Origin of the sequence: Pseudomonas sp. BN606 (assembly GCF_029873115.1) — a bacterium.
Lineage (GTDB): Bacteria > Pseudomonadota > Gammaproteobacteria > Pseudomonadales > Pseudomonadaceae > Metapseudomonas.
The window spans coordinates 194,593-219,793 of sequence record NZ_SSOF01000077.1; the positions used below are offsets into that span (position 1 = coordinate 194,593).

Sequence of the window (25,201 nt, forward strand, 5' to 3'; positions counted from 1 at the left end):
AAGGAGTCACAAGTCGTGTCAGCCATCCTGTCGTTGTTGCAAAGCCGATTGCTTCGTCCGGTCTTCATTGCTCTGGGCATTGCCCTGCTGGTGCAGGTGCTGGTGGCCGTTGCCCTTACGCGGGGCACCGTGAACTCTCTGGTGGATGAACTGGGCGCGCGCCTGGGTGGGGACACCCAGCGCCTGACGGGGGATCTCGAACAGGCCGGACAAGAAGTTTCCGGTAGCCTGAGCGCTCTCTCCGCCAAGACCCGTGAGCGCCTGGGGGCTGCCTTGAGTGGGCGACTCCAGCAGGAGCAGGGGCAGTTGCGCCAGACTCTGGAGCAGAGCCTTAAGGAGTCGGCCAACGACCTCGCCCAATTGCTTGCGGCTGTGGCTCCTCGGGCCATGTGGGACAACGATGTGCCCACCCTCTCCGAGTTCGCCCGTAGAGCTCAGCGCAATCCCAATGTGCTCTTCGTTGTCTACGATGATGCCAATGGTCAGCACCTGACGCGTTACCTCAATCGCGAGAACCCGCAGATCAAGGCGCTGCTGGCCAAGGGGCAGGGCGATCGTGCGTTGGACAAGGTGTTGAGTGCGGCGGCGAGCGATTCTTCCGTCTACCTGGTGGAGGCGCCCATCAGTCCCAATGGTGTCGAGATCGGCAAAGTCCGCATGGGCGTCTCGACCGCGGCGGTGGAAGAGCAGTTGAAGGCGCTGGACCAGCGATTCGCCGCTCTGATCGCAAGCGGCGGTGAACTGGTGAGTGAGAGTCTCTCTGGTGCTGCCAGCGAGAGCAGTGCGGTCCTGACTGCTCGCCTGCAGTCGGCTCGCGAAGCCGCCGGCAGCATGAGTGTGGGCACACGCCAGGCGGTGGAGTCAGCGGCGGCTGAGTTGCGTTGGCGTATCGGCCTGGGCCTGGCGTTGGTCGGCCTCGGCGTCCTGCTGGTGCTGGCCGTGGTGCTGGGGCGCCGTGTGGTAGTGCGACTTCGTTTGCTGATCAATGCCTTGAACGATCTGGCTGCGGGCGAGGGCGACCTGACGCGTCGCGTCAAGCTCGACAGTCGCGATGAGGTGGGTGAGATGGCCACTGCGGTAAACCGTTTTGTCGACAAGTTGCAGCCCATAGTTCGTGAGGCGGGTGATGTGGCGCAGCGCACTGGGGTGGAGATCCGGGCGCTGTCCGAGCGCAGCCAGTCGGCCGAGGCCGCTGCACACCGTCAGCGCAGCGAGGTGGAGGGCAGCCTGAGTGCGCTGGCCGGGATGGCGGCGGAAGCCCAGGCCGAGAGCCAGGCGATGCAGGATGCCTTGCGCCAGGTGGGCGAGATCCGTCAGGCGGCCCAGGACAACGCAGCCATCGCGCGCAAGGTTGGAGGCTTGATCGAGAACCTGGAGGCGCGCGTGCAGAACGGTTCCGAAGTAATCGAGCGACTGGCGCGGCAGAGTCAGCAGATAGAAATGGTGCTGTCGGTGATTCATGGCATTGCCGAACAGACCAACCTGCTAGCGCTGAACGCGGCGATCGAGGCGGCGAGGGCGGGAGAAAGTGGGCGTGGTTTTGCCGTCGTCGCCGATGAGGTGAGGGCGCTGGCCAGCAAAACTCAGCAGTCCACGGGCGATATCCAGGAGCACATCGTGGCTCTGCAGACGGGGGCGCGTGAGGCGGTGTCGGCGATTTCCCAGGCGCGTGAGCGTGCGGTAGAGGGGTTGGAGGCGTTACGTGACAGCGAGCGCCTGCAGCAGAGCGTGCAGCAGGCCGTGGAGCAGGTGCATGGTGCAGTGCAGGCGGCCGCTCGTGCGGCGGAGCACCAAGCGACGGGGGCCGATGGCGTGCGTGGGCGGGTCGATGTCATCCATATCGAGGCGAGCCGGGCCGCCGAAGCGGTGGCGGCGACTGCCAGCAGCGGGCGTGTGCTCGCTGGTTTGGCTGATCAGCTGAAGGCCAGCCTGGGTCAGTTCAAGGCGTAATAGGGGTGGTCGGAGGGGGCGAGGCGCAGGCTTGGCCCCGAATCTGGCGGTAGTTGCGGAATTCCTGGAAGCCAGAAAGCACAAAGCCGAGCATAGCTCGGCTTTGTTGAAGAGTGGTGCCCAGGAGAAGACTCGAACTTCCACGGTGTTGCCACCGCTAGGACCTGAACCTAGTGCGTCTACCAATTCCGCCACCTGGGCACATTGCGATGATTGCTCATCGACTTATACGGTGTTCATCGTTGAACGACACGGAACCGTACAGTCCGTTAAATGCGAAACCGAGCATTGCGGCTCGGTTTTTGAAAATGGTGCCCAGGAGAAGACTCGAACTTCCACGGTGTTGCCACCGCTAGGACCTGAACCTAGTGCGTCTACCAATTCCGCCACCTGGGCACTTCAGGATGCGATGATCGCTCATCTGCTTCCTTCACAACGTCTCAGCGACGCTGTGGGCGCGAACTATACGAGCCGACTTTTGTGTTGTAAACCCCTGAGCGCGAAAAAAATTATTCTTCGGACTAAGCTGACCGACAATCGGAATTCGCGCTTCAATAAGACACATGGCAAATACATCTATGGATAAAAAGGTGATCACCCCCTGATGGCCGATTGGCAGAACCTCGACCCCGAGGCCGCTCGTGAGGCGGAAAAATACGAGAATCCCATCCCCAGCCGCGAATTGATCCTGCAGCGCCTCGACGATCGCGGCGCCCCGGCCAGTCGGGAGCAACTGGTGGAGGAGTTCGGCCTGACCACCGATGAGCAGCTCGAAGCGCTGCGTCGTCGACTTCGCGCCATGGAGCGCGATGGACAGCTTATCTATACCCGCCGCGGGACCTATGCACCGGTGGACAAGCTCGACCTGATCTGTGGTCGCATCAGTGGTCACCGCGATGGTTTTGGCTTCCTCATTCCTGACGACGCTTCCGAAGACCTCTTCCTCAGCCCCGCGCAGATGCGCCTGGTGTTCGATGGCGACCGTGCCCTGGCGCGGGTTTCCGGTGTTGACCGCCGTGGTCGCCGCGAAGGTGCCCTGGTGGAAGTGATCGCGCGCGCTCACGAAACCCTGGTCGGCCGCTTCTATGAAGAAAGTGGCATTGCCCGGGTGGTGGCCGACAATCCGAAGATCCAGCAGGAAGTCCTGGTGCCCCAAGGCAAGCAGGGCGCGGCCAAGCACGGCCAGTTCGTCCAGGTGAAGATCGATCAGTGGCCGAGCAGCTTCCGCCTGGCCCAGGGCGAAGTGGTCGAGGTGCTGGGCGAATATATGGCGCCGGGCATGGAGATCGAAGTCGCCCTGCGCAGCTATGACATCCCGCACGAATGGCCGGCCGCCGTGGTCAAGGAAGCGGCCAAGCTAAAGCCCGAAGTGGCCGAGAAGGACAAGGAAAAGCGTATCGATCTGCGCGACCTGCCTCTCGTCACCATCGACGGCGAAGACGCCCGTGACTTCGATGATGCCGTTTATGCCGAGGCCCGCAAGGGCGGCGGCTGGCGCCTGGTTGTCGCCATTGCCGACGTTTCTCACTATGTAAAGGTGGGCTCGGCGCTGGATGAAGAAGCGACCAATCGTGGCAACTCGGTGTACTTCCCGGAGAAGGTCATCCCAATGTTGCCCGAGGTGCTTTCCAATGGCCTCTGCTCCCTGAATCCGCTGGTGGATCGCCTGGCGATGGTCTGCGACATGACCATTTCCCGCGCTGGCAAGCTGACCGGGTACGAGTTCTACGAGGCGGTCATCCACTCCCATGCACGGCTCACCTATACGAAGGTCAGCCAGTTCCTGGAGACCCCGGAATCCGCCGAGGCTGAGCAGTTCGCCGAGCAGTTGCCGCATCTCGTCAAGCCGCTTCAGCAGCTCTACAAGCTCTACAAGGTACTGTTGGCGCAACGTCAGGTGCGTGGGGCCATCGACTTCGAAACCCAGGAAACCCGCATTGTCTTCAGCGCCGACCGCAAGATCTCCGAGATCCTGCCGACCCAGCGCAATGACGCGCACAAGCTGATCGAGGAGTGCATGTTGTGCGCCAACGTGGCCACGGCGCGCTTTCTCATGCAGCACGAGATTCCGGCGCTCTATCGCGTCCATGACGGTCCGCCGAGCGAGCGCCTGGACAAGTTGCGGCAATTCCTCGCCGAACTGGGGCTGTCCCTCAACCGCGGCAAGGACGAGCCGACGCCGAGCGACTACCAGGCGCTGCTCGAGAAGATTCGCGAGCGTCCCGACTATCACCTGATCCAGACGGTGATGTTGCGCTCACTCAGTCAGGCCGTGTATAGCCCGGACAACGAGGGGCACTTCGGCCTCAACTACGACGCCTACACCCACTTCACGTCGCCCATCCGGCGCTACCCGGACCTGCTGGTGCATCGCGCCATTCGCAGCCTGATCCGCTCCAAGCGCGAGAGCGTGCATGTGCAGCGGGCCGGTGCGCCGAGCATGCCCAAGGCGCGTATCTACCCCTACGACGAAGTGCGCCTGGTCCAGCTCGGCGAGCAATGCTCGATGACCGAGCGGCGTGCCGACGAGGCGACGCGCGATGTCACCAACTGGCTCAAGTGCGAGTACATGCGTGATCGCGTGGGCGAGACGTTCCCCGGCGTGATATCGGCGGTGACTGGCTTCGGCATCTTCGTCGAGCTGATCGACATCTATGTCGAGGGCCTGGTGCACGTGACCGCCCTGCCGGGGGACTACTACCACTTCGATCCCATCCATCATCGCCTGTCCGGCGAGCGTTCTGGCCGTAGCTTCCGTCTGGGTGACGAGGTGGAAGTGGTGGTCGCGCGGGTCGACCTGGATGAGCGCAAGATCGATTTCGAACTCTCCGACAACGTCCTCACCGTACCGGTCGGCCGCAAGAATCGTGGCACCGACAAATCCGCCCCGGTCAAAGGCAAGGCCAAGGCTGCAGAGCCCAAGGTCGGCAAGGGTCGCAGTCGAGGTGCTAAGGGTGCTGCTCGCCACGCCCAGCGGGACACTCCCCAGCAGGAACCGAGGGCGGCCGTGGCGTCGCGTCGCCAGCGAACCGGCAAGGTGCAGGCGCTGCCGGCGGTTCCGCCGGAAATGCTCGCCCAGGCTGAGGAAATGCTTGGCAATACCGATGTGGACAAGAGCAGGGCCATGAAACAGGCGCTGCTCAGCGAGGCCCGTCAGGGTGCCAAGGCCAGTAAAGGTACGCGCCCCGCGCAGAAGGCCCTGGAAAAACCAGGCAATGGCGCAGCCAAGGCTGAACCCAGGCCGCCGAAGAAGAAAGCCAAGGCGGCGAAGGCCAAGGCCGCCAGCAAACCCACGAAACACCGCAAAGGTCCGCCAAAACCCAAGGCGCCTGGTAGCAAGGTCAAGAAATGAGTCAGTTGGAAAAGGTCTACGGAGTACATGCCGTGGAGGCGCTGCTGCGCCATCACCCCAAACGCGTCAAGCAGCTTTGGCTCGCGGAAAGCCGGCATGATCCGCGGGTCCAGGTTCTTCTCGACCTGGCAGGGCAGCATCGCATCGCGGTTGGCCACAAGGATCGGCACGAACTGGACGAGTGGGCCGAAGGCGTCCATCAGGGCGTGGTGGCCGAAGTCAGCCCCAGCCAGGTCTGGGGCGAGAACATGCTCGACGAACTGCTTGAGCGCACCCCGGGCGCGCCCTTGCTGCTGGCCCTGGATGGTGTCACCGATCCGCACAACCTCGGTGCCTGTCTGCGCACCGCCGATGCAGCCGGCGTGCTGGCGGTGATCGTGCCGAAAGACAAGTCCGCCACCCTCAACGCTACGGTGCGCAAGGTCGCCTGCGGCGCGGCGGAAGTCATGCCGCTGGTGGCGGTGACCAACCTGTCACGTACCCTCGAGAAGCTGCAGAAGAAGGGGTTGTGGGTGGTTGGCACTGCCGGTGAAGCGGAGCAGGAAGTCTATGAGCAGGACATGACCGGGCCGACGGTGCTGGTCATGGGCGCGGAAGGCAAGGGCATGCGCCGCCTGACCCGCGAGCATTGCGATTACCTGGTCAAGCTGCCCATGGCCGGCAGCGTGAGCAGCCTCAACGTCTCTGTCGCCACCGGCGTTTGCCTGTTCGAGGCAGTACGTCAGCGCCGCACCCGCGCCTGATGCAGGCTTGCCCCGGGCAGCGTCGCCGCTGTCCGGGGCTGTTCAAAGTTTCGCCAATTTACCTTGCGCGGCATGCAGCCCTTCTCTAGAATGTCGCCCCTTGCCGTGGGGGCAGGCTTGCGCACGTCCCCGGCCCGGCAAGCCCAAACGAGATATTCACTCCTTGCCTGACCACGATGTTGGCAGGCTACAACCCGTAAGGAGCATTTATGCGTCATTACGAAATCATCTTCCTGGTTCACCCGGACCAGAGCGAGCAGGTTGGCGGCATGGTTGAGCGCTACACCAAGCTCATCGAAGAAGACGGTGGCAAGGTTCACCGCCTGGAAGACTGGGGCCGTCGTCAGCTGGCCTACGCCATCAACAACGTTCACAAGGCTCACTACGTGATGCTGAACGTTGAGTGCAGCGGCAAAGCCCTCGCCGAGCTGGAAGACAACTTCCGCTACAACGACGCCGTCATCCGTAACCTGGTCATCCGTCGCGACGAAGCCATCACTGGCCAGTCCGAGATGCTCAAGGCCGAGGAAAACCGCAACGAGCGCCGTGAGCGCCGTGAGCGCGTTGAGACTGACGCTGTCGCCGAAGGCGAAGACAGCGACAACGCTGACGAGTAATCCACGGATCTATTGAGGAGCCAAGTTCATGGCACGTTTCTTCCGTCGTCGTAAGTTCTGCCGTTTCACCGCTGAAGGCGTGAAAGAGATCGACTTCAAGGATCTCAACACCCTGAAGGCATACGTCTCCGAAACCGGCAAGATCGTTCCGAGCCGTATCACCGGCACCAAAGCCAAGTATCAGCGTCAGCTGGCTACCGCTATCAAGCGCGCCCGCTACCTGGCCCTGCTGCCCTACACCGACAGCCACGGCCGTTGATCTCGGTCGGTCGACCTAGGTAAGGGATAGATCGCAATGCGCGCTCTGGCGGAATTCATCATGCGCGGCCGTGTGCAGGCCACCCTCGTGGTGGCGGGTGCAGCGGCACTGCCCCTGATGTTCTGGCTGAGCGCAGCCGCAGGTTGCCTGGTGCTGCTGCGGCGTGGTGTGAACGATGCTCTCGGCATCATTGCCTGGGCCTTGCTGCCAGCTCTTGGCTGGTGGTACTTCGGCGAACCGCGCACCTTGATGGTGCTGGTCGGTGCGTTGGGGTTGGCCTTGGTACTGCGTTCCAGCGTGTCCTGGACGCGGGTGCTGATGATCAGCGTGGCGCTTGGTCTGTTGTACGGCCTGGTGCTGGGCGCGGTGTTCCGCGAACCCATTGCCGCCATGGCGGGTGAGCTGCAGAAGCTCATGCCGCAGGTGATGGGTGGCGTCTATTCGCAATTGGCGGATGACGAGCGAGCGCGTCTCGGAGCCATGGTCGCGCCGGTCCTGACCGGCCTGATCGCTGCGCTGCTGCAGCTGGTCAGCGTGCTGAGCCTGACGCTCGGCCGCTACTGGCAGGCAGCCTTGTACAACCCCGGTGGTTTCGGCAGCGAGTTTCGCGCACTGAAACTGCCGCCGGCACTGGCATTCGGCCTGCTGGCCGCCATGCTGCTGGGTCCGAACCTGGGCCTGGAGCTGGCGATGCTGACACCGATCTGCAGCGTGCCGCTGGCTTTTGCCGGCCTTGCCCTGGTGCATGGTCTGGCGAAGCAGGGTGGGCTGGCCGGTTTCTGGCTGGTAGGTCTGTACGTGTCGCTGTTGCTGTTCATGCAGTTGGTCTATCCGTTGCTGGTGGTTTTGGCCATCGTCGACAGTCTGATTGATTTTCGCGGTCGCAAGGCGCGCAAGAATGGCGCCGGTCCCGCGAACGGTGAAGGTTAAAAGTTAAGAGGTAAGACCCAAATGGAAGTCATCCTGCTGGAAAAAATCGCCAACCTGGGCAACCTGGGCGACAAGGTGAACGTAAAGGCCGGTTACGGCCGTAACTTCCTGCTGCCGAAAGGCAAGGCCACCGCTGCTACCGCTGCGAACGTTGCTGCGTTCGAAGCTCGCCGCGCTGAGCTGGAAAAGCAGGCTGCCGACAAGAAGGCTGCTGCCGAAGCCCGCGCTGCCCAGCTGTCCGAACTGGAAGTGACCATCACTGCCAGCGCCGGCGACGAAGGCAAGCTGTTCGGTTCCATCGGCACTCACGACATCGCTGACGCCCTGACCGCCGCTGGCGTTCCGGTTGCCAAGGCCGAAGTCCGCCTGCCGAACGGCACCATTCGCCAAGTTGGCGAGTACGACGTTGCTCTGCACCTGCACACCGACGTTGAAGCTGCGGTCAAGCTGATCGTGGTTGCCGGCTAAGCAAGCCGTCGAAGTGAGCTTGCACTCAGGTGCGAGCTCGCTAACATCGGGCACGTCATTGCGAAAGCGGTGACGTGCCCGATGTCTTTCCAGCCCGAGAATTTTCCGAGCCCATGAACGAAATCACTGTCCCGGAACAGTTCGACCTGCAAACCGCTGCTCTCAAGGTGCCGCCGCACTCCATCGAGGCCGAGCAGGCCGTCCTCGGGGGCCTGATGCTGGACAACAATGCCTGGGAGCGTGTGCTCGACCAGGTGTCCGACGGCGACTTCTATCGCCATGATCATCGGCTGATCTTCCGCGCCATCTTCAAGCTGGCCGAACGCAACATGCCGTTCGACGTGGTCACCCTGTCCGAACAGCTGGACAAGGAAGGCCAACTGTCACAGGTCGGCGGCCTGGCCTACCTCGGCGAACTGGCGAAGAACACCCCGTCCGTGGCCAACATCAAGGCCTATGCCCAGATCATTCGCGAGCGCGCCACCCTGCGCCAGCTGATCGGCATCAGCACGGACATCGCCGATAGCGCCTATTCGCCTCAGGGGCGGACCGGCGAAGAGATCCTCGACGAAGCCGAGCGGCTGATCTTCCAGATCGCCGAAGCGCGGCCCAAGACCGGCGGCCCGGTGGGCATCAATGACATCCTGGTCAAGGCCATCGACCGCATCGACGAGCTGTTCAACAACGGCGATGCCATCACCGGCCTGTCCACCGGTTTCAATGACCTGGACAATCTGACCAGCGGCCTGCAACCGGCCGACATGATCATCGTCGCCGGCCGTCCATCCATGGGTAAGACGACCTTCGCGATGAACCTGGTGGAAAACGCCCTGATGCGCAGTGACAAGGCGATCCTGGTGTATTCGCTGGAGATGCCCTCCGAATCCATCGTGATTCGTATGCTCGCGTCGCTCGGGCGCATCGACCAGACCAAAGTCCGTGCCGGCCGCCTGGACGATGACGATTGGCCGCGCCTGACTTCCGCAGTCAACCTGCTCAATGATCGCAAGCTGTTCATTGATGACACCGCCGGCATCTCGCCCTCCGAGATGCGCGCCCGTACCCGCCGTCTGGCACGCGAGCACGGCGAGATTGGCCTGATCATGGTCGACTACTTGCAGCTGATGCAGATTCCCGGTTCCAGTGGCGACAGCCGGGTGAACGAGATCTCCGAGATATCGCGCTCGCTCAAGGCTCTGGCCAAGGAGTTCAACTGTCCGGTGATCGCCTTGTCCCAGCTGAACCGGGGTCTTGAACAGCGTCCGAACAAACGCCCGATCAACTCCGACCTTCGCGAATCCGGTGCGATCGAGCAGGACGCCGACATCATCCTGTTCGTGTACCGGGATGAGGTGTACCACCCCGAGACCGAGTTCAAGGGGGTGGCCGAAATCATCATCGGCAAACAGCGTAACGGCCCGCTGGGTACCGCGCGACTGGCTTTCCTCGGCAAGTATTCTCGCTTCGAGAACCTCGCGCCGGGGGCCTATCAGTTCGAAGACGAATAAGCTGCAGGTCAATGAATGCGGGCGCCCAGGCGGTATGATGGGCGCCCGTTTTCGTTCATGAGCCCGTCTCAATGCGCCCGCTGATCGCTGCCATCGACCTTTCCGCCATTCGCCACAACTACTCCATTGCCAAGCGCTGTGCCCCAGGGCGGCAGGCCTTTGCGGTGGTCAAGGCGAATGCCTACGGCCATGGCGTGCGTGAAGTGGTCGCGAGCCTGCGCGGTGAAGCCGATGGCTTTGCTGTTGCCTGCCTGGAAGAAGCCGCCGAAGTGCGCGCCCTCGACGACGAAGCGCGGGTGCTGTTGCTGGAGGGCTGCTTCGAGCCGGCCGAGTATCACCTCGCCGCCCAGCTCGGGCTGGACATAGTTGTGCAAGGTCCCGAGCAGGCCGAGGCATTGCTCGCCGCCGCAATCGGGCGGCCGCTGAATGTCTGGCTGAAGCTGGACTCCGGCATGCACCGCCTGGGGTTCACCCCGGACGCGCTGCGTCACTGGCACGCTCGCCTGCGTGCTGCCGCCCAAGTGGCGGAGCTCAACCTGATCAGCCATTTCGCCTGCGCCGACCTGCGTGGCCATTCGCTCAACGAGGTTCAGCTGGAAGCCTTCCACGACCTGTTGGAGCTCGACTTCGACCAGCGCAGCCTGGCCAACTCTGCTGCGATTCTGACCATGCCCGCCTCCCATATGGACTGGCTGCGTCCCGGCATCATGCTCTACGGCGCCACGCCGCTGTCGGACCTCAGCGCCACCGAACTGGGCTTGAAACCTGCCATGAGCCTTAGCGCCCAGCTGATTGCCGTCCGTGAGATAGCTGTCGGGGAAACCGTGGGCTATGGCGCGACCTGGGAAGCTACCCGACCGTCGCGCATTGGCACCGTCAGCTGCGGCTATGCCGACGGTTATCCGCGTCACGCGCCTAGCGGCACGCCGGTGGTGGTCAATGGCTGTCGCGTGCCTCTGGTAGGGCGGGTGTCCATGGACATGCTGGCGGTGGATCTCAGCGAGTTGCCGGATGCACGTGTCGGTGACTCGGTGGAACTCTGGGGCGCGCAACTCTCGGTGGATGAGCTAGCCCAGGCCTGCGGCACCATCGGTTACGAGCTGCTGACCAAGGTCACCGCGCGCGTGCCGCGTCGTTACCTGGCCTGATCCCGCAATTTTGCAGGAGCGAATCCATTCGTGAAGGGCGGCGTGCCGCCCTGGTTGGTGCCTTGCTCGCGAAGCAGCCGCGAGGCGGTTCCGCTACAGCAATCCGCTGGGCGTCTTCAGTACATCCAGTTGCAGGCTCGTCTCACGGGACAACTCGCCATCTTCGCCGAACAGCACCATGCCTGAGCGGCCACGTGCCTTGACCTTGTACAGCGCCTGGTCAGCCGTCTGGTAGAGCCCAGCGAAATTCCTCGCATGCTGCGGGTAGAGCGCGATGCCGATACTGATGCTCACCGAAAGCTTTTCGGCGCCGTAGCACATCGGCGCTGCGAGCTCCTCCAGCAGGCGCTGGGCCAGTTTGCAGGCCTCGGCCTCGGCATCCGGCCCGCCGATCAGCACGGCGAACTCGTCACCGCCCAGGCGCGCTACCGCATCTCCGCCGCGGACGTGCTCGCGCAGGCGCCGACCGATGGTGCGTAGCATCTCGTCGCCGGCGTCATGACCGAATCGGTCATTGATGGGTTTGAAGTGGTCCAGGTCGATCAGCATCAGAGCGAGTTGCTCATCATGGCGCTTGGCGTTGGCCAGCGCCGACTCGGTGCGCTCGATCAGGTAGCGGCGGTTTGGCAGGTCGGTCAGGGCATCGTGGAAGGCGGCATGTTCAAGGGCGCGTTCACGCTCGCTGAGGCGCTGGTTGGCGGCCGCCAGCTCTGCGGTGCGCGTAGTGACCGCTGCCTGCAGTTCATCGGCGCTGGCCTGCATTTGCGCGAGGCGTGCGGCTTTCTCGCGATCGGCCTGTTCGAGGGCTGCGGCGCGCTCTTGCTTGAGCATCTGGATGCGGTAGGCCAGGGCGAAGGAGAACAGGATCGACTCGGCCGCAACGGCAACCGGGAACATGTAGGCGGTGAAGTTGATCGGCTGGATCAGGCCGGCGGCGCGCATGACTAGCACGGCGGTGCTGATCAGCACGGTGCCATAGCCGACCAGGTAGAAGCGCGCTGGAATGAAGCCCTGGCGCCAGCGGACCACTGCGCTGATCAGCGCAGTGGGCACGGTCACGATGGGCGTGATGGCGATCAGCAGGGCGCCCTCGGCGCGGTAGCCGAAGACATTGATCAGGATGGCGAGCGCGTAGAGCACGCAGGCCACGTTGAACAGGCGATCGGCCCACCGCAGGCCGCGGCGGGTATAGAGCAGCTCCTGGGTGAACCGCATCACGAAGATGCCCCAGAGCGAGGGCAGGGTAATGCGGTCCAGCCAGATCGGCACCGGGCGGTCCGGCCAGAAGTACTGGAAACCGTGGCCGGTCATGCTGAGGATGAACACCAACGCCGAGGCGGTGGCCAGCACGTACCAGAGATAGGCCTTGTCGCGCAGTGCTGCGAGGATGAACAGGTTGTAGAGGAAAAGCGCCAGGATGACCCCGTAGACCAGTCCGAAACCGAGGTTTTCGGTGGACTTCAGCTCTTTCAGGTCATCCGCCTGCCAGATCTTGAGGGGAAAGGAGTTGCCGGCCGGATCGTAGCTGCGGAAGTACAGGGTCAGGGGCTGGGCACCAATTTCCGGCAGCTTGAACAGCATGCGGCGGTAGGAATAGTCGCGGGTCTCGGCGAATGGCAGGCCCTCGCTGCTCTCCCGTTTGCTCCAGCCACCGTTGCCGTCCGGCAGGAACAGGCTGACCCGATAGACCGTGATGCCGGCGTTCTCCAGCCACCATTGCGCAGGGGCATCGCCGCTGCGGCTGAGTTGCACCCGCACCCACCACGTGCTGCGGCTCTGGCCTACGGTGGCGCGGCCATCGGCCGGAACGAAGCGCTGCTGCACCTCCGGCTTGGCCATATCCCGGATATCCAGCGTGCCATCGGGGTCTTCCAGCAGGTCGATGGCCTCATTGAGCGTCGCGCCGCTGCTTTGGGGTGTCAGTTCAAAAGCTGCCTGGGCTGGCAAGCCAAGGCCCAGCCAACAAAGGAGCAGGAAGAGGGACAGGATCGGACGTCGCACCGCACACGCTCCTTGTAAGTTATTTACTACTGCGGCCTGGCGGTTTGTAGGTCGGCCGAAGTATAGCGACCCGGAGAATCTGTGATCACTTTGTACGCGATTTCCTACAGCCTTGCATTCAGGCTTTGAGGAAACCTAGCGTCAGCGTCGGATTTGCTCAAAATTTGTGCTATATTCCGCGCCCCGTAAAAAAGCCCGCTGGTCAAAAAATATGCAAGCTGCGAAGCCGCTGTTCGACTATCCGAAGTACTGGGCCGAGTGTTTCGGTCCTGCACCCTTCCTGCCTATGAGCCGGGAAGAGATGGATCAGCTCGGCTGGGACTCCTGCGACATCATCATCGTGACCGGCGACGCCTACGTCGACCACCCGTCCTTCGGCATGGCCATCATCGGCCGCCTGCTGGAGGCCCAGGGCTTCCGCGTGGGCATTATTGCCCAGCCGGACTGGCGCTCGAAGGACGACTTCATGAAGCTCGGTGAGCCGAACCTGTTCTTCGGCGTGGCGGCGGGCAACATGGACTCCATGATCAACCGCTACACCGCGGACCGGAAGATCCGCTCCGACGATGCCTATACCCCCGGTGGCGTTGCCGGTAAGCGCCCGGACCGTGCAAGCCTGGTGTACAGCCAGCGTTGCAAGGAAGCCTATACCCACGTGCCGGTTGTGCTGGGCGGCATCGAGGCGTCCCTGCGCCGCATCGCCCACTACGACTACTGGCAAGACAAGGTGCGCCGCTCCATCCTCATGGATGCCACCGCCGATATCCTGCTCTACGGCAACGCCGAACGGGCCGTGGTGGAAATCGCCCAGCGCCTGTCCTGGGGCGAAAGCATCGACAGCATCACCGATGTGCGCGGCACCGCCTTCATCCGTCGTGACACGCCGACGGACTGGTTCGAGATCGACTCCACTCGCATCGACCGCCCCGGCCAGATCGACAAGATCATCAACCCCTACGTCAACACTCAGGATCTGCAGGCCTGCGCGATTGAGCAGGAGAAGGGCCCGGTCGAGGACCCCAATGAGGCCAAGGTGGTGCAGTTGCTGCCCAACCCGCGCCTGACCCGCGACAAGACTGTGATCCGCCTGCCGTCCTTCGAGAAGGTACGCAACGACCCGGTGCTTTATGCCCACGCCAACCGCGTGCTGCACCTGGAGACCAACCCCGGCAACGCCCGCGCGCTGGTTCAGCGCCATGGCGACGTGGATGTGTGGTTCAACGCTCCGCCCATCCCGATGACGACCGAGGAAATGGACTACGTCTTCGGCATGCCTTACGCCCGCGTTCCGCACCCCGCGTACGGCCAGGAGAAGATCCCGGCCTACGACATGATCCGCTTCTCGGTGAACATCATGCGCGGCTGCTTCGGTGGCTGTACGTTCTGCTCCATCACCGAGCACGAAGGCCGCATCATCCAGAACCGCTCGGAAGAGTCGATCATCCGCGAGATCGAGGAAATCCGTGACAAGGTGCCCGGCTTCACCGGCGTCATCTCCGACCTGGGTGGCCCGACCGCCAACATGTACCGGATTGCCTGCAAGAGCCCGGAGATCGAAAAGCACTGCCGCAAACCTTCGTGCGTGTGGCCGGGCATCTGCGAAAACCTCAATACCGACCACTCGGCGCTGATCCAGCTTTATCGATCCGCGCGTGCGCTGCCTGGCGTGAAGAAGATCCTCATCGCTTCCGGCCTGCGCTACGACCTGGCCGTGGAGTCGCCCGAGTACGTCAAGGAACTGGTGACCCACCACGTTGGCGGCTACCTGAAGATCGCCCCGGAACACACTGAGGAAGGGCCGCTGGGCAAGATGATGAAGCCCGGCATCGGTTCCTATGACCGCTTCAAGCAGATGTTCGAGAAGTACTCGAAGGAAGCGGGCAAGGAGCAGTACCTCATCCCGTACTTCATTGCCGCCCACCCCGGCACCACGGACGAGGACATGATGAACCTCGCCCTCTGGCTCAAGCGCAACGGCTTCCGCGCCGACCAGGTGCAGGCCTTCTACCCGTCGCCCATGGCCAGTGCTACCGCCATGTACCACTCGGGCAAAAACCCACTGCGCAAGGTCACGTACAAGAGCGAAGGCGTGAAAATCGTCAAGAGCGAGGAACAGCGCCGTTTGCACAAGGCCTTCCTGCGCTACCACGATCCGAAGAACTGGCCGATGCTGCGCGAGGCACTGGAGCGCATGGGCCGTGGCGACCTGATAGGCAATGGCAAGCACCAACTGATCCCGACCTACCAACCGGCCACGGACGAGTACCACAGCGCCCGCCGCAAGAACTCCACGCCGGCCGGCAGCAACAAGGTCGGCAAGGTGCTCACCCAGCACACCGGCCTGCCGCCCCGCGCCAGCGATGGCAGCAAGCCCTGGGACAAACGCGAACAGGCCAAGGCAGCCGCTTTCGCTCGCAAGCAGGCCGAGAACAAGGCCGCGGCGTCCGAAAAGGGTGGCAAGAAGAAGCCCGCCAAGCGGCCAGTCGCGCCGCGCTGATGAAAACGCCAGCCTTCGCGCTGGCGTTTTCGTCTCTGCGCTCCTTGTAGGAGCGAGCTCTGCTCGCGAGGACCCTTACCGCGAAGTTCGCGAGCTTGCTCCTACGTCGTCTGTCGGGTTCTTCCTACAAGATATTGTTTGGCACTATAGTGCCAAAATCATAAGAAGAACCCGGTACTGCCCATGCGCCCATTCTCCCTCCTGGCCCTTGCCATCCTGCTCGCCGGCTGTGGCGACCAGGCCGACTCCCCCGTTACTCACGCTGACTTCCAGAGGGACCTGCAGGCCCGCCTGATCAAGGCCAAACCCGGCTCCGTCATCGAAATTCCCGCCGGCAAATGGCAACTGGATCGTGGCCTGAGCCTCAAGGTCAGTGGCGTGACGCTCAAGGGGGCCGGAATGGACAAGACCATTCTCAGCTTCAAGGGCCAGAAGGCTGGTGCCGAAGGGCTGCTGGTGGACGCCTCGGACTTCACCATCGAAGACCTCGCACTGGAGGACAGCAAGGGTGACGCCCTCAAGGTGGTCGGTGGCAGGAATATCGTCATTCGCAATGTTCGCACCGAGTGGACCAACGGCCCGGCCACCGAGAATGGCGCCTACGGCATCTACCCGGTGCAGACCGAAAACACCCTGATCGAAGGCGTGGTTGCCATCGGCGCATCGGATGCCGGCATCTACGTCGGTCAATCGCGCAACGTGGTGGTACGCAATAGCCGCGCCGAACGTAATGTCGCCGGCATCGAGATCGAGAACACCATTGGTGCCGACGTCTATGACAACGTCGCCACGGGCAATACCGGCGGCATCCTGGTGTTCAACATGCCCAACCTTCAGCAGCCTGGGCATGGCACGCGCATCTATCGCAACCGGGTCGAGGGCAACAACCACGACAACTTCGGCCACAAGGGCACACCGGTGGCCAGCGTGCCCGCTGGCTCCGGCGTGGTAATCAACTCCAACGACGATGTGGAAATCTTCGACAACGACATCGGCAACCATCGCACCGCCAACGTCATCGTCAGCAGCTACTTCAGCACCGGCTACAGCGACCTCTCTACCACCAGCGACTTCGACCCCTACCCGGAGCGCATCGCTATCCACGGCAATCGCTTCGGGCCCGGCGGCGACAGCCCCGACCACCTCGAACTGAAAGCCCTCAAGGTCGCCAAGTTCGGTCTCAATGGCCGCCTGCCAGACATCCTCTGGGACGGTTACGTGAACCCGGCGCGGCTGGTGGATGGCAAGTTGCCGGTGGAGTTGGGCATCTGCGTCGACAACGGCGCAGCAACCCTGGTCAACGTCGACGGGCCCAACAACTTCAAAAACATCAGCACCGACATGGCCAACCACCGCTGCACGCTGCCACCGCTGCCGGAAGTGATCCTCGCCGCGGCGGGGCAGGGGGCATGAGGGCAGCGCTGTGTCTGGCGTTCCTGCTGCTGTCCGGCTGTGGCCAGCAGCAGGAGCCGCTTTACCTGCCCGACGGCGAGAGCTACCCGGAAAAGCTCAGTGGCTGGGGCATGCTGCAACGCGCCGATGGCCAGCTGCAGCCCGCAGCAGAGGCGCTGGCCTACGACCTGAATACGCCGCTGTTCAGCGACTACGCCCACAAGTTGCGCACCTTATGGTTGCCGCCGGGCCAGGCCGCCCGCTATGGCGAGCAGCATCTCGAATTCCCCGTCGGCACGGTGCTGACCAAGACGTTCTACTACCCGAAGGATGAGCAGGGCCGCCTGCTGAAGAACACCCGCGATGATCGCGATCCGTTCAAGGGGCTGGACCTGGCCAAGGTGTGGCTGGTGGAAACCCGTGTTTTGCTGCGCCAGCAGCAGGGTTGGGTAGCGCTCCCCTATGTCTGGGATGAGGCGCAGAGGGAGGCGAACCTGGAGTGGGCCGGTGCCAGCACTGCGCTTGAACTGCGCGATGAGCAGGGCGGTTCACTGCAGGTGGACTACCAGGTTCCCGACGCCAACCAGTGCGCCGGCTGTCATGAGGAAAACCACGGTGAAGGCCTGCGGCCCCTGGGACCGAAAGCGCGCCATCTGAATCGCGACCTGGCCTATCCGGAGGCTGTGGAAAACCAGCTGCAACACTGGCAGCGCAAGGGCTTGCTCCAGGGGCTTCCAGCGTCGGAGAGCATTCCGCGCAATGCCCTGGCCAGCGCTCCCCGTGAAGGGGAGGACCTGGAGAGGCAGGCGCGCAGCTACCTCGATATCAATTGCGCCCACTGCCATAACCCCAAGGGGCCGGCGCGCACTTCTGGCCTCTACCTTGATCCCGCCACACCGCTCGGCATTCCCTATGGGCTCTGCAAGCAGCCTGTCGCGGCCGGCAAAGGTTCTGGCGACCGACTGGTGGATATCCACCCTGGCCAGCCGGACGCCTCGGTGCTGATCTACCGTGTCGAGAGCACCGACCCCAGCGTGATGATGCCGGAGCTGGGACGTTCCACTGCCCATGGGGAAGGGGTGGAGCTGCTGAGACGCTGGATAGCCGGTTTACCGGGAGGGTGCTGAGCGGGGGCGTTTTCCCCTGTAGGGGGGAGCTCATTCGCCAAGCAGTCCGAAGGGCTGCCCGTGGGTGCCGATTGGAGGCAGCTGCGCCGCCCTTGGCGAATGAATTCGCCCCTACAAAGAGCATGTAGCCGCGTTCACCTGGATGTAGTCGCTTATACCCAATCGGCCTAAGCAGCCTGATGCGAATTCCCTTCTCCTTCATCTTCGGCCGCTAGGCTTGAATCTCACCTGTTGGCCCGCCGCGAACCATTTTTGTGCGGCCGGGTCATCCAGGTGCGAAGGTGGCCCTTTTCCGGTGCTCGGAAGGGCCGAAAACCGTTGGTTCGGGGGCTGGCACAAGTCTTGCGCGACTCCCGCTATCGCCCAGGCTCGCAGGAGGCACGCCGTGTCGATTCATGTCGCACTGCATCACGTCACCCACTATCGCTACGATCGTGCGGTCAATCTCGGCCCGCAGATCATCCGCTTGCGGCCGGCGCCCCACAGCCGCTCGCGCATCCTCGGCTATTCGTTGAAAGTGGCGCCGGGCAAGCATTTCATCAACTGGCAGCAAGACCCCCAGGGCAACTACCTGGCGCGCCTGGTGTTCCCGGAAAAGACCCGCGAACTGAAAGTGGAAGTGGACCTGGTCGCCGAAATGGCGGTGTTCAATCCCTTCGACTTCTTCCTTGAGCCCTACGCCGAGCAGATTCCCTTCAGCTACACGGCCGATGACCGGCGTGAGCTGGCGCCCTACCTCAGTTGCCTGCCCGCCACCCCGCTATTCGCTGACTACCTGGCACGCATCGATCTCACCCCGAAGGGCAGTGTCGACTTCCTGGTGGCGATCAACCAGCAGCTTTCCAGGGACATCCGCTACCTGATCCGCATGGAGCCGGGGGTGCAGGCGCCGGAGGAAAGCCTGGCGAAGGCTTCCGGCTCCTGTCGCGATTCCGCCTGGCTGCTGGTGCAGCTGCTGCGCCACCTGGGCCTGGCCGCACGCTTCGTCTCCGGCTACCTGATCCAGCTCACCGCCGACCAGAAGTCCCTCGACGGCCCAAGCGGTACGGAGGTCGACTTCACCGACCTGCACGCCTGGTGCGAGGTTTACCTACCGGGTGCCGGCTGGGTCGGCCTGGACCCCACCTCTGGCTTGTTCGCCGGTGAAGGCCATATACCGCTGGCCTGCAGCCCGGAGCCGACCTCCGCAGCGCCAATCAGCGGTGGCGTGGATGAGTGCGAGTGCGAGTTTTCCCACGACATGCGCATCGAACGGGTCTGGGAAGCGCCTCGGGTGACCAAGCCCTACAGCGATGAACAGTGGCAGTCCATCCGTGAGCTTGGCGCGCGCATCGACGCCGACCTCGCCGCGGGCGACGTGCGCCTGACCATGGGCGGCGAGCCCACCTTCATCGCCATCGACTACCCCGACGATCCGGAGTGGAACACGGCTGCACTGGGGGCCAACAAGCGCCGCCTGGCCGCCGAACTGTTCCACCGCCTGCGCAGGCACTATGCGCCGAGCGGCCTGGTGCACTTCGGCCAGGGGAAGTGGTACCCCGGCGAGCAACTACCGCGCTGGTCGCTGAACTGCTTCTGGCGCAAGGACGGCGAGCCCATCTGGCAGAACCCGACGCTCTACGCCGATGAAAGCCGCGACTATGGCGCAGATGCCCATATCGCGGCTCGATTCCTCCGTCGGGTAGCCAATCGGTTGGGCGTGTCGGGAGACAACCAGTTCCCGGCCTTCGAGGACTGGTTCTACTACCTCTGGCGCGAGCGTAAGCTGCCCGGCAACGTCACCCCGGAAGATTCCCGCTTGGCCGACCCGCTGGAGCGCGAGCGTCTGCGCCGGGTGTTCGAACGCGGCCTGGGTGAAGTCGTCGGGCAAGTGCTGCCGCTGGCGCGGAGCGCCGCCGGAGATGCCTGGGAAAGTGGCCACTGGTTCCTGCGCGACGAGCACTGCCGCCTGATTCCCGGCGATTCCGCCATGGGCTATCGCCTGCCGCTGGATTCCCAGCCCTGGGTCAGCGAGGCGGACTATCCCTACGTGAATCCGGCCGATCCCGGCCAGCAGTTCCCGCCGCTGCGCCGCGCCGCGCTGATCCGCCAGCAATTGCGTGACGACGTGTCGGCTGCCCATGGCGACGCTCGCGAACCGCACCTGCATCAGTCCGCCGCTGGCATCACTCGCACCGCCCTTTGCGCCGAACCCCGCGAAGGTCGTCTCTACCTGTTCATGCCGCCGCTTTCCGAGCTGGAGTCCTACCTGGAGCTGGTGGCCGCCATCGAAGCCACGGCCGGTGAGCTGAATTGCCCGGTGCTGCTGGAAGGCTACGAGCCACCCGGCGACCCACGCCTGACCAACTTCCGCGTCACCCCCGATCCGGGCGTGATCGAAGTGAATATCCACCCCTCGGCCAACTGGGACGAGCTGGTGGAACGCACCGAATTCCTCTACGAGGCGGCCCGCCAGAGCCGGTTGTCCAGCGAGAAGTTCATGGTCGATGGACGCCACGTCGGCACCGGCGGTGGCAACCACTTCGTCCTCGGTGGCGCCACGCCAGCGGATTCTCCCTTCCTGCGCCGTCCGGACCTGCTGCGCAGCCTGATCAGCTACTGGCACAACCACCCTTCGCTGTCCTACCTGTTCTCCGGCCTGTTCATCGGCCCGACCTCGCAGGCGCCGCGAGTGGACGAGGCACGCAACGACGCCCTCTACGAACTGGAAATCGCCTTCGCCCAGATGCCCCAGCCCGGAACCGACTGCCCGCCCTGGCTGGTGGACCGGCTGCTGCGCAATCTGTTGGTGGATGTCTCCGGCAATACACACCGCGCGGAATTCTGCATCGACAAGCTCTATTCGCCGGACAGCAGCAGCGGACGCTTGGGCCTGCTGGAGCTGCGTGCCTTCGAAATGCCGCCCCATGCGCGTATGAGCCTGGCTCAGCAGCTGCTGTTGCGCGGGATGGTGGCGCGTTTCTGGAACGATCCTTATCAGCCACCGAAGCTGGTGCGCTGGGGCACTGAGCTGCATGACCGCTTCCTGCTGCCGCACTTTGTCCAGCAGGATTTCGAGGACGTGGTCCACGAGTTCAACGCCGCCGGCTATCCACTGCGCAGCGAATGGTTCGCCCCGCACTTCGAGTTCCGCTTCCCCAAGTACGGCGACTACCAGGTCAAGGGGATCGACCTCGAGCTGCGCCAGGCGCTGGAGCCCTGGCACGTACTGGGCGAGGAGGGCTCCGCCGGCAGCACCGTGCGCTATGTGGATTCGTCACTGGAGCGGGTGCAGGTCAAGGTCAGCGGCATGGCGCCGGATCGCTACGTGCTGACCTGCAATGGTGAGCCGGTACCGCTGCGGCCCACCGGGCGGGGCGGTGAGTTCGTCGCCGGCGTGCGCTACCGCGCGTGGCAGCCTGCCGCCTGCCTGCAACCGACCATCGGTGTGCAGGTGCCCCTGGTGTTCGATCTGGTGGATACCTGGATGCAGCGCTCCCTGGGCGGCTGCCAGTACCATGTTGCCCATCCGGGTGGGCGCAGCTACGACAGCTTCCCGGTGAACGCCTACGAGGCCGAAAGCCGGCGCCTTGTGCGCTTCTTCCGTCACGGACATACACCAGGCAAGCTGCAGGTCGGCCAACCTGTGCTCGATGACGAACTGCCGATGACCCTGGATTTGCGCCGCCCTTAGTTTCAGGCGGTATGTGCGTCGCCCCGGCCGACGGTACAGCGGCCGGGCGTCGCGCTGTCCGCTAAAGTTTCACTGCCGCCCATCTGCCGAGTCCCTTGATGTCCGAGCTGCTAGCCAACTATCCCCTGACCGCCACGGCCTACCACGAACTGCTGGATGCCGAGGGCCAGGTGCGTCCCCATTGGCAACGCCTTTTCCAGCAGATCGAGCGCAGCAGTCCGGCGCAGATGCAGCAGCGCCAGGAACTGCTGGCGCGGCAGATCCAGGAGAACGGCGTCACCTACAACGTGTACGCCGATCCCAAGGGCACCGACCGCCCATGGGAGCTGGACCTGTTGCCCAACCTGCTCTCGGCCGAGGAATGGCAGCCCATCGCCGCAGGCGTGGCCCAGCGTGCGCGCTTGCTCAATGCCGTGCTCGCTGACCTCTACGGCGGGCAGCACCTGCTGGCCGAAGGGCTGTTGCCCAGCGAGCTGGTCTATGGCCATCCCAACTTCCTCTGGCCCTGTCAGGGTGTGCAGCCGCCTGGCGGCATATTCCTGCACAGCTATGCGGTGGACCTCGCCCGGGATGCCGATGGCCGCTGGCATGTGCTGGCCGATCGCACCCAGGCGCCGTCCGGTGCCGGCTACGCGCTGGAAAACCGGCAAATCGTGTCCCGTGCACTGCCGGAGCTTTATCGCGACCTGCGCGTGCAATACCTCGCCGGCTACTTCCGCACCCTGCAAGAAACCTTGATCCGCCAGGCGCCCAGCGATGGGGAGACGCCGCTCGTGGTACTGCTCACCCCGGGGCGCTTCAACGAGACCTATTTCGAACACCTCTACCTGGCCCGCCAGCTTGGTTTCCCGTTGGTGGAGGGTCACGACCTGACGGTACGCGACGCCACCCTCTACCTCAAGACGCTCGGCGGCCTGAAGCGCGTTCACGCCGTGTTGCGCCGCCTCGACGACGACTACTGCGATCCGCTGGAACTGCGCACTGATTCGGCCCTTGGGGTGCCGGGCCTGCTGGATGCGGTTCGCCAGGGGCGGGTGCTGGTGGCCAATGCCCTGGGCAGTGGCGTGCTGGAGTCGCCGGGTTTGCTGGGCTTCCTCCCGAAAGTCAGCCAGCGCCTGCTCGGCGAGGAGCTGCTGCTGCCAACCGTCGGCACCTGGTGGTGCGGCCAGGGGCAGGTGCTGAGCAAGTCGGACGGCCTGGCTGGATTGGTGATCAAGCCGGCCTTTCCCAGCCAGAGCTTCGAACCGCTGTTCGGCCACGCGCTAGAAGACGGTGCGCTACTGGCGTTGCGCAAGCGCCTGCAGGCCCATCCCCACGCCTATGTCGCCCAGCGCATGGCGCAGCTTTCCCAGGCTCCGGTCTGGCAGGGCGATGAAGAAGGTGGCGAGCTGCACTCGCGGGCCATCGGTATGCGCGTGTTCGCCGTGGCAGGCGCAGACGGTAGCTACTGGGTGATGCCTGGAGGGTTGACGCGGGTGGCCTCGGAGGCCGATGCCGAAGTGGTATCCATGCAGCGCGGCGGTGCCAGCAAGGACACCTGGGTGCTGGCCGACCTGCCAGTGGTGGGCGAGCCGTTGCGGCCACGCACCATCGGCGCGCGCGACCTGATCCGTCAGGACCCCTATCTGCCGTCGCGGGTGGTGGAGAACCTCTACTGGTTCGGCCGCTACGGCGAGCGCTGCGACGATGGCGCGCGGCTGTTGCGGGTGGTGCTGTCGCGCTATGTGGACGCCGACGGCGACGAGCAGGCATTGCGCTCGGCACTGCAACTGGCCGGCGCCATCGGCCTCGTGCCTGTCGGCAAGGAGCCCCTGGAGCAGCGCCTGCTGGCGGCTCTGCTGGACGACGAATGGCCGAGCAGCGTCAGTGCGAACCTGCGCCGCCTGCACTGGGCCGCGGCTCAGGTGCGTGGCCGGTTGTCGCGGGAGAACTGGCACGCGGTGCTGGAGCTGCACCGCGAGGCACAGGCCCTGGACCCGAAACGTACCGATCTCGGCGAGGCAATGGAGTTCCTCAATCGCCTGCTGATGTCCCTGGCGGCGCTGTCCGGCTTCGCCCTGGACGACATGACCCGTGACGATGGCTGGCGCTTCCTGATGATCGGCAGGCGTATCGAGCGGGTGCAGTTCTACGCCGACGCCATTGCCGGCTTCCTCGAAGGAGGCGCTTCCTGGGACCAGGGCGCCCTGGAGTGGTTGCTGGAGCTGGGCAACAGCACCATCACCTACCGTTCGCGCTACCTGGCATCGCCGCAGTTGATCCCGGTGCTCGACCTGCTCCTGCTGCATGACCAGAATCCCCATGCCCTGCGCTTCCAGCTGCAGGCGCTGGAACGTTCCCTCGGGCGCTTGCACCAGGAGTTCGGTGCGCCACAGGAACTGGTGCTGAGCGGGTTGATCGGGCGCCTGTTGGCTTTCGACCTGGCCACCCTCGAAGACCCTCTGTTCGGCAGCGAAAGCCTGGCCGAGGTGCTGGCCGGCCTGGCGGGACTGCTGCGGGACATCGCACAGAACGTCGGACAGGTCTCCGATCGTCTCGGATTGCGCTATTTTGCCCACGTCGACGACGTCAGCCAGCAAACGGTATCCACCTGATGCGCGCACAAGCCCAATCCATCGCCCCCGTGCAGAGCGCCCGCTACCAGGTGTTCCACGACACCCACTACCGCTATTCGGCGCCGGTGTCGTTGTCCCAGCAGCTGCTGCATCTCTGGCCGCGAGATTGCGCCTGGCAGCTGTGCGGCGGGCAGCAGCTGCTGATCGCCCCCGAGCCCACACTGCGCCAAGACCTCACTGACGTTTTCGGCAACCCGCTGACGCGCCTGGCCTTCGAGCGGCCCCATGACGAACTGCAGGTCAATGCCCGCCTGCAGATCGAAGTCCTGCCCCACGCGCCGCTGGACCTTGCCGCCTCGCCGGCCTGGGAGCATGTGCCGGCCGCTCTAAGCTTCACCGGCCGCGCCCTGTCGCCCATCGAGCTGGATGCCTGCCGCTATCGCGTCGAGTCGCCCTATGTGCGCATCAAGCGTCAATTCGCCGAGTTCGCTGCGGGCTGTTTTCCGGCTGGGCGACCCTTGCTGCAGGGCACGGCGGCGCTGATGGAGAAGATCTTCAGCGAATTCGCCTTCGATGCCGAAGCGACCCAGGTGGCGACGCCGCTGACCGAGGTGCTGGAGCGCCGTCGCGGGGTTTGCCAGGACTTCGCGCACCTGATGCTGGCCTGCCTGCGCTCCCGTGGGCTGGCGGCGCGCTACGTCAGTGGCTACCTGCTAACCCAGCCGCCGCCCGGCCAGCCCCGCCTGATCGGCGCAGACGCCTCGCACGCCTGGGTATCGGTCTATTGCCCGCGCAATGGCTGGGTGGACTTCGACCCCACCAACAACATCCTGCCCAACCTGGAGCACATCACCCTGGCATGGGGCCGCGACTTCTCCGATGTCTCGCCCTTGCGCGGTGTCATCCTCGGCGGTGGCAGCCACGACCCCGAAGTACGGGTCACCGTCATGCCCCTTTGGGAAATGGCCGTCTGAAACCCGC

The 25,201-nt window shown here is 64.0% G+C and carries 16 protein-coding genes and 2 tRNA genes; 15 read left to right on the forward strand and 3 right to left on the reverse strand.

What is annotated here, in order from left to right; translation table 11 throughout:
- Positions 1-15 precede the first annotated feature (15 nt).
- Complete coding sequence (locus E8E75_RS19850; protein WP_120654247.1) at positions 16-1,950, forward strand: methyl-accepting chemotaxis protein; 1,935 nt, start codon at positions 16-18, stop codon at positions 1,948-1,950.
- A gap of 114 nt (positions 1,951-2,064) precedes the next feature.
- On the opposite strand, the gene E8E75_RS19855 is transcribed toward E8E75_RS19850, so the two are convergent.
- Together E8E75_RS19855 and E8E75_RS19860 are read right to left on the reverse strand one after the other, a co-directional pair.
- Positions 2,065-2,151: transfer RNA gene (locus E8E75_RS19855), tRNA-Leu, on the reverse strand.
- Positions 2,152-2,259: 108 nt separating this feature from the next.
- Positions 2,260-2,346, reverse strand: a tRNA-Leu gene (locus E8E75_RS19860).
- A gap of 208 nt (positions 2,347-2,554) precedes the next feature.
- On the opposite strand from E8E75_RS19860, the gene rnr reads away from it, so the two are divergent.
- From rnr to alr, 8 genes are all read left to right on the forward strand, one after another.
- A complete protein-coding gene (gene rnr, locus E8E75_RS19865; protein WP_153918100.1) occupies positions 2,555-5,302 on the forward strand; it encodes a ribonuclease R in 2,748 nt (915 codons plus the stop codon).
- Positions 5,299-6,045, forward strand: coding sequence for a 23S rRNA (guanosine(2251)-2'-O)-methyltransferase RlmB (rlmB, locus tag E8E75_RS19870; protein ID WP_120654249.1), 747 nt, complete (start codon positions 5,299-5,301; stop codon positions 6,043-6,045). The genes rnr and rlmB overlap by 4 nt, the downstream gene beginning before the upstream one ends.
- A gap of 209 nt (positions 6,046-6,254) precedes the next feature.
- A complete protein-coding gene (gene rpsF / locus E8E75_RS19875) occupies positions 6,255-6,662 on the forward strand; it encodes a 30S ribosomal protein S6 (protein WP_120654250.1) in 408 nt (135 codons plus the stop codon).
- Positions 6,663-6,690: 28 nt separating this feature from the next.
- A complete protein-coding gene (gene rpsR, locus E8E75_RS19880; RefSeq protein WP_016495030.1) occupies positions 6,691-6,921 on the forward strand; it encodes a 30S ribosomal protein S18 in 231 nt (76 codons plus the stop codon).
- Positions 6,922-6,957: 36 nt separating this feature from the next.
- Complete coding sequence (locus E8E75_RS19885) at positions 6,958-7,851, forward strand: hypothetical protein (RefSeq protein ID WP_120654251.1); 894 nt, start codon at positions 6,958-6,960, stop codon at positions 7,849-7,851.
- A gap of 21 nt (positions 7,852-7,872) precedes the next feature.
- Positions 7,873-8,319, forward strand: coding sequence for a 50S ribosomal protein L9 (rplI, locus tag E8E75_RS19890; RefSeq protein WP_120654252.1), 447 nt, complete (start codon positions 7,873-7,875; stop codon positions 8,317-8,319).
- A 113-nt stretch (positions 8,320-8,432) separates the two neighbouring features.
- Complete coding sequence (gene dnaB / locus E8E75_RS19895; RefSeq protein ID WP_120654253.1) at positions 8,433-9,827, forward strand: replicative DNA helicase; 1,395 nt, start codon at positions 8,433-8,435, stop codon at positions 9,825-9,827.
- 71 nt (positions 9,828-9,898) lie between these two features.
- The gene (gene alr / locus E8E75_RS19900; protein WP_153918098.1) at positions 9,899-10,975 is read left to right on the forward strand and encodes an alanine racemase; all 1,077 of its coding nucleotides are present in this window, start codon (positions 9,899-9,901) and stop codon (positions 10,973-10,975) included.
- A gap of 93 nt (positions 10,976-11,068) precedes the next feature.
- On the opposite strand, the gene E8E75_RS19905 is transcribed toward alr, so the two are convergent.
- A complete protein-coding gene (locus E8E75_RS19905) occupies positions 11,069-12,976 on the reverse strand; it encodes a diguanylate cyclase (RefSeq protein ID WP_280359654.1) in 1,908 nt (635 codons plus the stop codon).
- A 211-nt stretch (positions 12,977-13,187) separates the two neighbouring features.
- Here E8E75_RS19905 and E8E75_RS19910 point away from each other — a divergent pair, with 211 nt between their 5' ends.
- The 6 genes from E8E75_RS19910 (at position 13,188) to E8E75_RS19935 (ending at position 25,194) form a co-directional block, all read left to right on the forward strand.
- Positions 13,188-15,473: a YgiQ family radical SAM protein gene (locus tag E8E75_RS19910; RefSeq protein WP_153918096.1), complete on the forward strand. Its 2,286-nt coding sequence runs from the start codon at positions 13,188-13,190 to the stop codon at positions 15,471-15,473.
- A gap of 183 nt (positions 15,474-15,656) precedes the next feature.
- Positions 15,657-16,886 (forward strand): parallel beta-helix domain-containing protein, encoded by a 1,230-nt coding sequence (locus tag E8E75_RS19915; protein ID WP_120654257.1) that lies wholly within the window; start codon positions 15,657-15,659, stop codon positions 16,884-16,886.
- Positions 16,883-17,992 (forward strand): SO2930 family diheme c-type cytochrome, encoded by a 1,110-nt coding sequence (locus tag E8E75_RS19920; RefSeq protein WP_153918094.1) that lies wholly within the window; start codon positions 16,883-16,885, stop codon positions 17,990-17,992. The genes E8E75_RS19915 and E8E75_RS19920 overlap by 4 nt, the downstream gene beginning before the upstream one ends.
- Positions 17,993-18,377: 385 nt before the next feature.
- A complete protein-coding gene (locus tag E8E75_RS19925; protein WP_280359655.1) occupies positions 18,378-21,665 on the forward strand; it encodes a transglutaminase family protein in 3,288 nt (1,095 codons plus the stop codon).
- A 98-nt stretch (positions 21,666-21,763) separates the two neighbouring features.
- Positions 21,764-24,259 carry a circularly permuted type 2 ATP-grasp protein gene (locus tag E8E75_RS19930; protein WP_153918092.1) on the forward strand — a complete coding sequence of 832 codons (2,496 nt, stop codon included), beginning with the start codon at positions 21,764-21,766 and terminating at the stop codon, positions 24,257-24,259.
- Positions 24,259-25,194 (forward strand): transglutaminase family protein, encoded by a 936-nt coding sequence (locus E8E75_RS19935; protein WP_153918090.1) that lies wholly within the window; start codon positions 24,259-24,261, stop codon positions 25,192-25,194. The genes E8E75_RS19930 and E8E75_RS19935 overlap by 1 nt, the downstream gene beginning before the upstream one ends.
- Positions 25,195-25,201 lie beyond the last annotated feature (7 nt).

What these genes read in the sequence shown, in the direction of transcription:
- rnr (WP_153918100.1), top strand. Translation starts at nt 2,555, where the DNA reads ATGGCCGATTGGCAGAACCTCGACCCCGAGGCCGCTCGTGAGGCGGAA.
- rlmB (WP_120654249.1), top strand. Translation starts at nt 5,299, where the DNA reads ATGAGTCAGTTGGAAAAGGTCTACGGAGTACATGCCGTGGAGGCGCTG.
- rpsF (WP_120654250.1), top strand. Translation starts at nt 6,255, where the DNA reads ATGCGTCATTACGAAATCATCTTCCTGGTTCACCCGGACCAGAGCGAG.
- rpsR (WP_016495030.1), top strand. Translation starts at nt 6,691, where the DNA reads ATGGCACGTTTCTTCCGTCGTCGTAAGTTCTGCCGTTTCACCGCTGAA.
- E8E75_RS19885 (WP_120654251.1), top strand. Translation starts at nt 6,958, where the DNA reads ATGCGCGCTCTGGCGGAATTCATCATGCGCGGCCGTGTGCAGGCCACC.
- rplI (WP_120654252.1), top strand. Translation starts at nt 7,873, where the DNA reads ATGGAAGTCATCCTGCTGGAAAAAATCGCCAACCTGGGCAACCTGGGC.
- dnaB (WP_120654253.1), top strand. Translation starts at nt 8,433, where the DNA reads ATGAACGAAATCACTGTCCCGGAACAGTTCGACCTGCAAACCGCTGCT.
- alr (WP_153918098.1), top strand. Translation starts at nt 9,899, where the DNA reads ATGCGCCCGCTGATCGCTGCCATCGACCTTTCCGCCATTCGCCACAAC.
- E8E75_RS19910 (WP_153918096.1), top strand. Translation starts at nt 13,188, where the DNA reads ATGCAAGCTGCGAAGCCGCTGTTCGACTATCCGAAGTACTGGGCCGAG.
- E8E75_RS19915 (WP_120654257.1), top strand. Translation starts at nt 15,657, where the DNA reads ATGCGCCCATTCTCCCTCCTGGCCCTTGCCATCCTGCTCGCCGGCTGT.
- E8E75_RS19920 (WP_153918094.1), top strand. Translation starts at nt 16,883, where the DNA reads ATGAGGGCAGCGCTGTGTCTGGCGTTCCTGCTGCTGTCCGGCTGTGGC.
- E8E75_RS19930 (WP_153918092.1), top strand. Translation starts at nt 21,764, where the DNA reads ATGTCCGAGCTGCTAGCCAACTATCCCCTGACCGCCACGGCCTACCAC.
- E8E75_RS19935 (WP_153918090.1), top strand. Translation starts at nt 24,259, where the DNA reads ATGCGCGCACAAGCCCAATCCATCGCCCCCGTGCAGAGCGCCCGCTAC.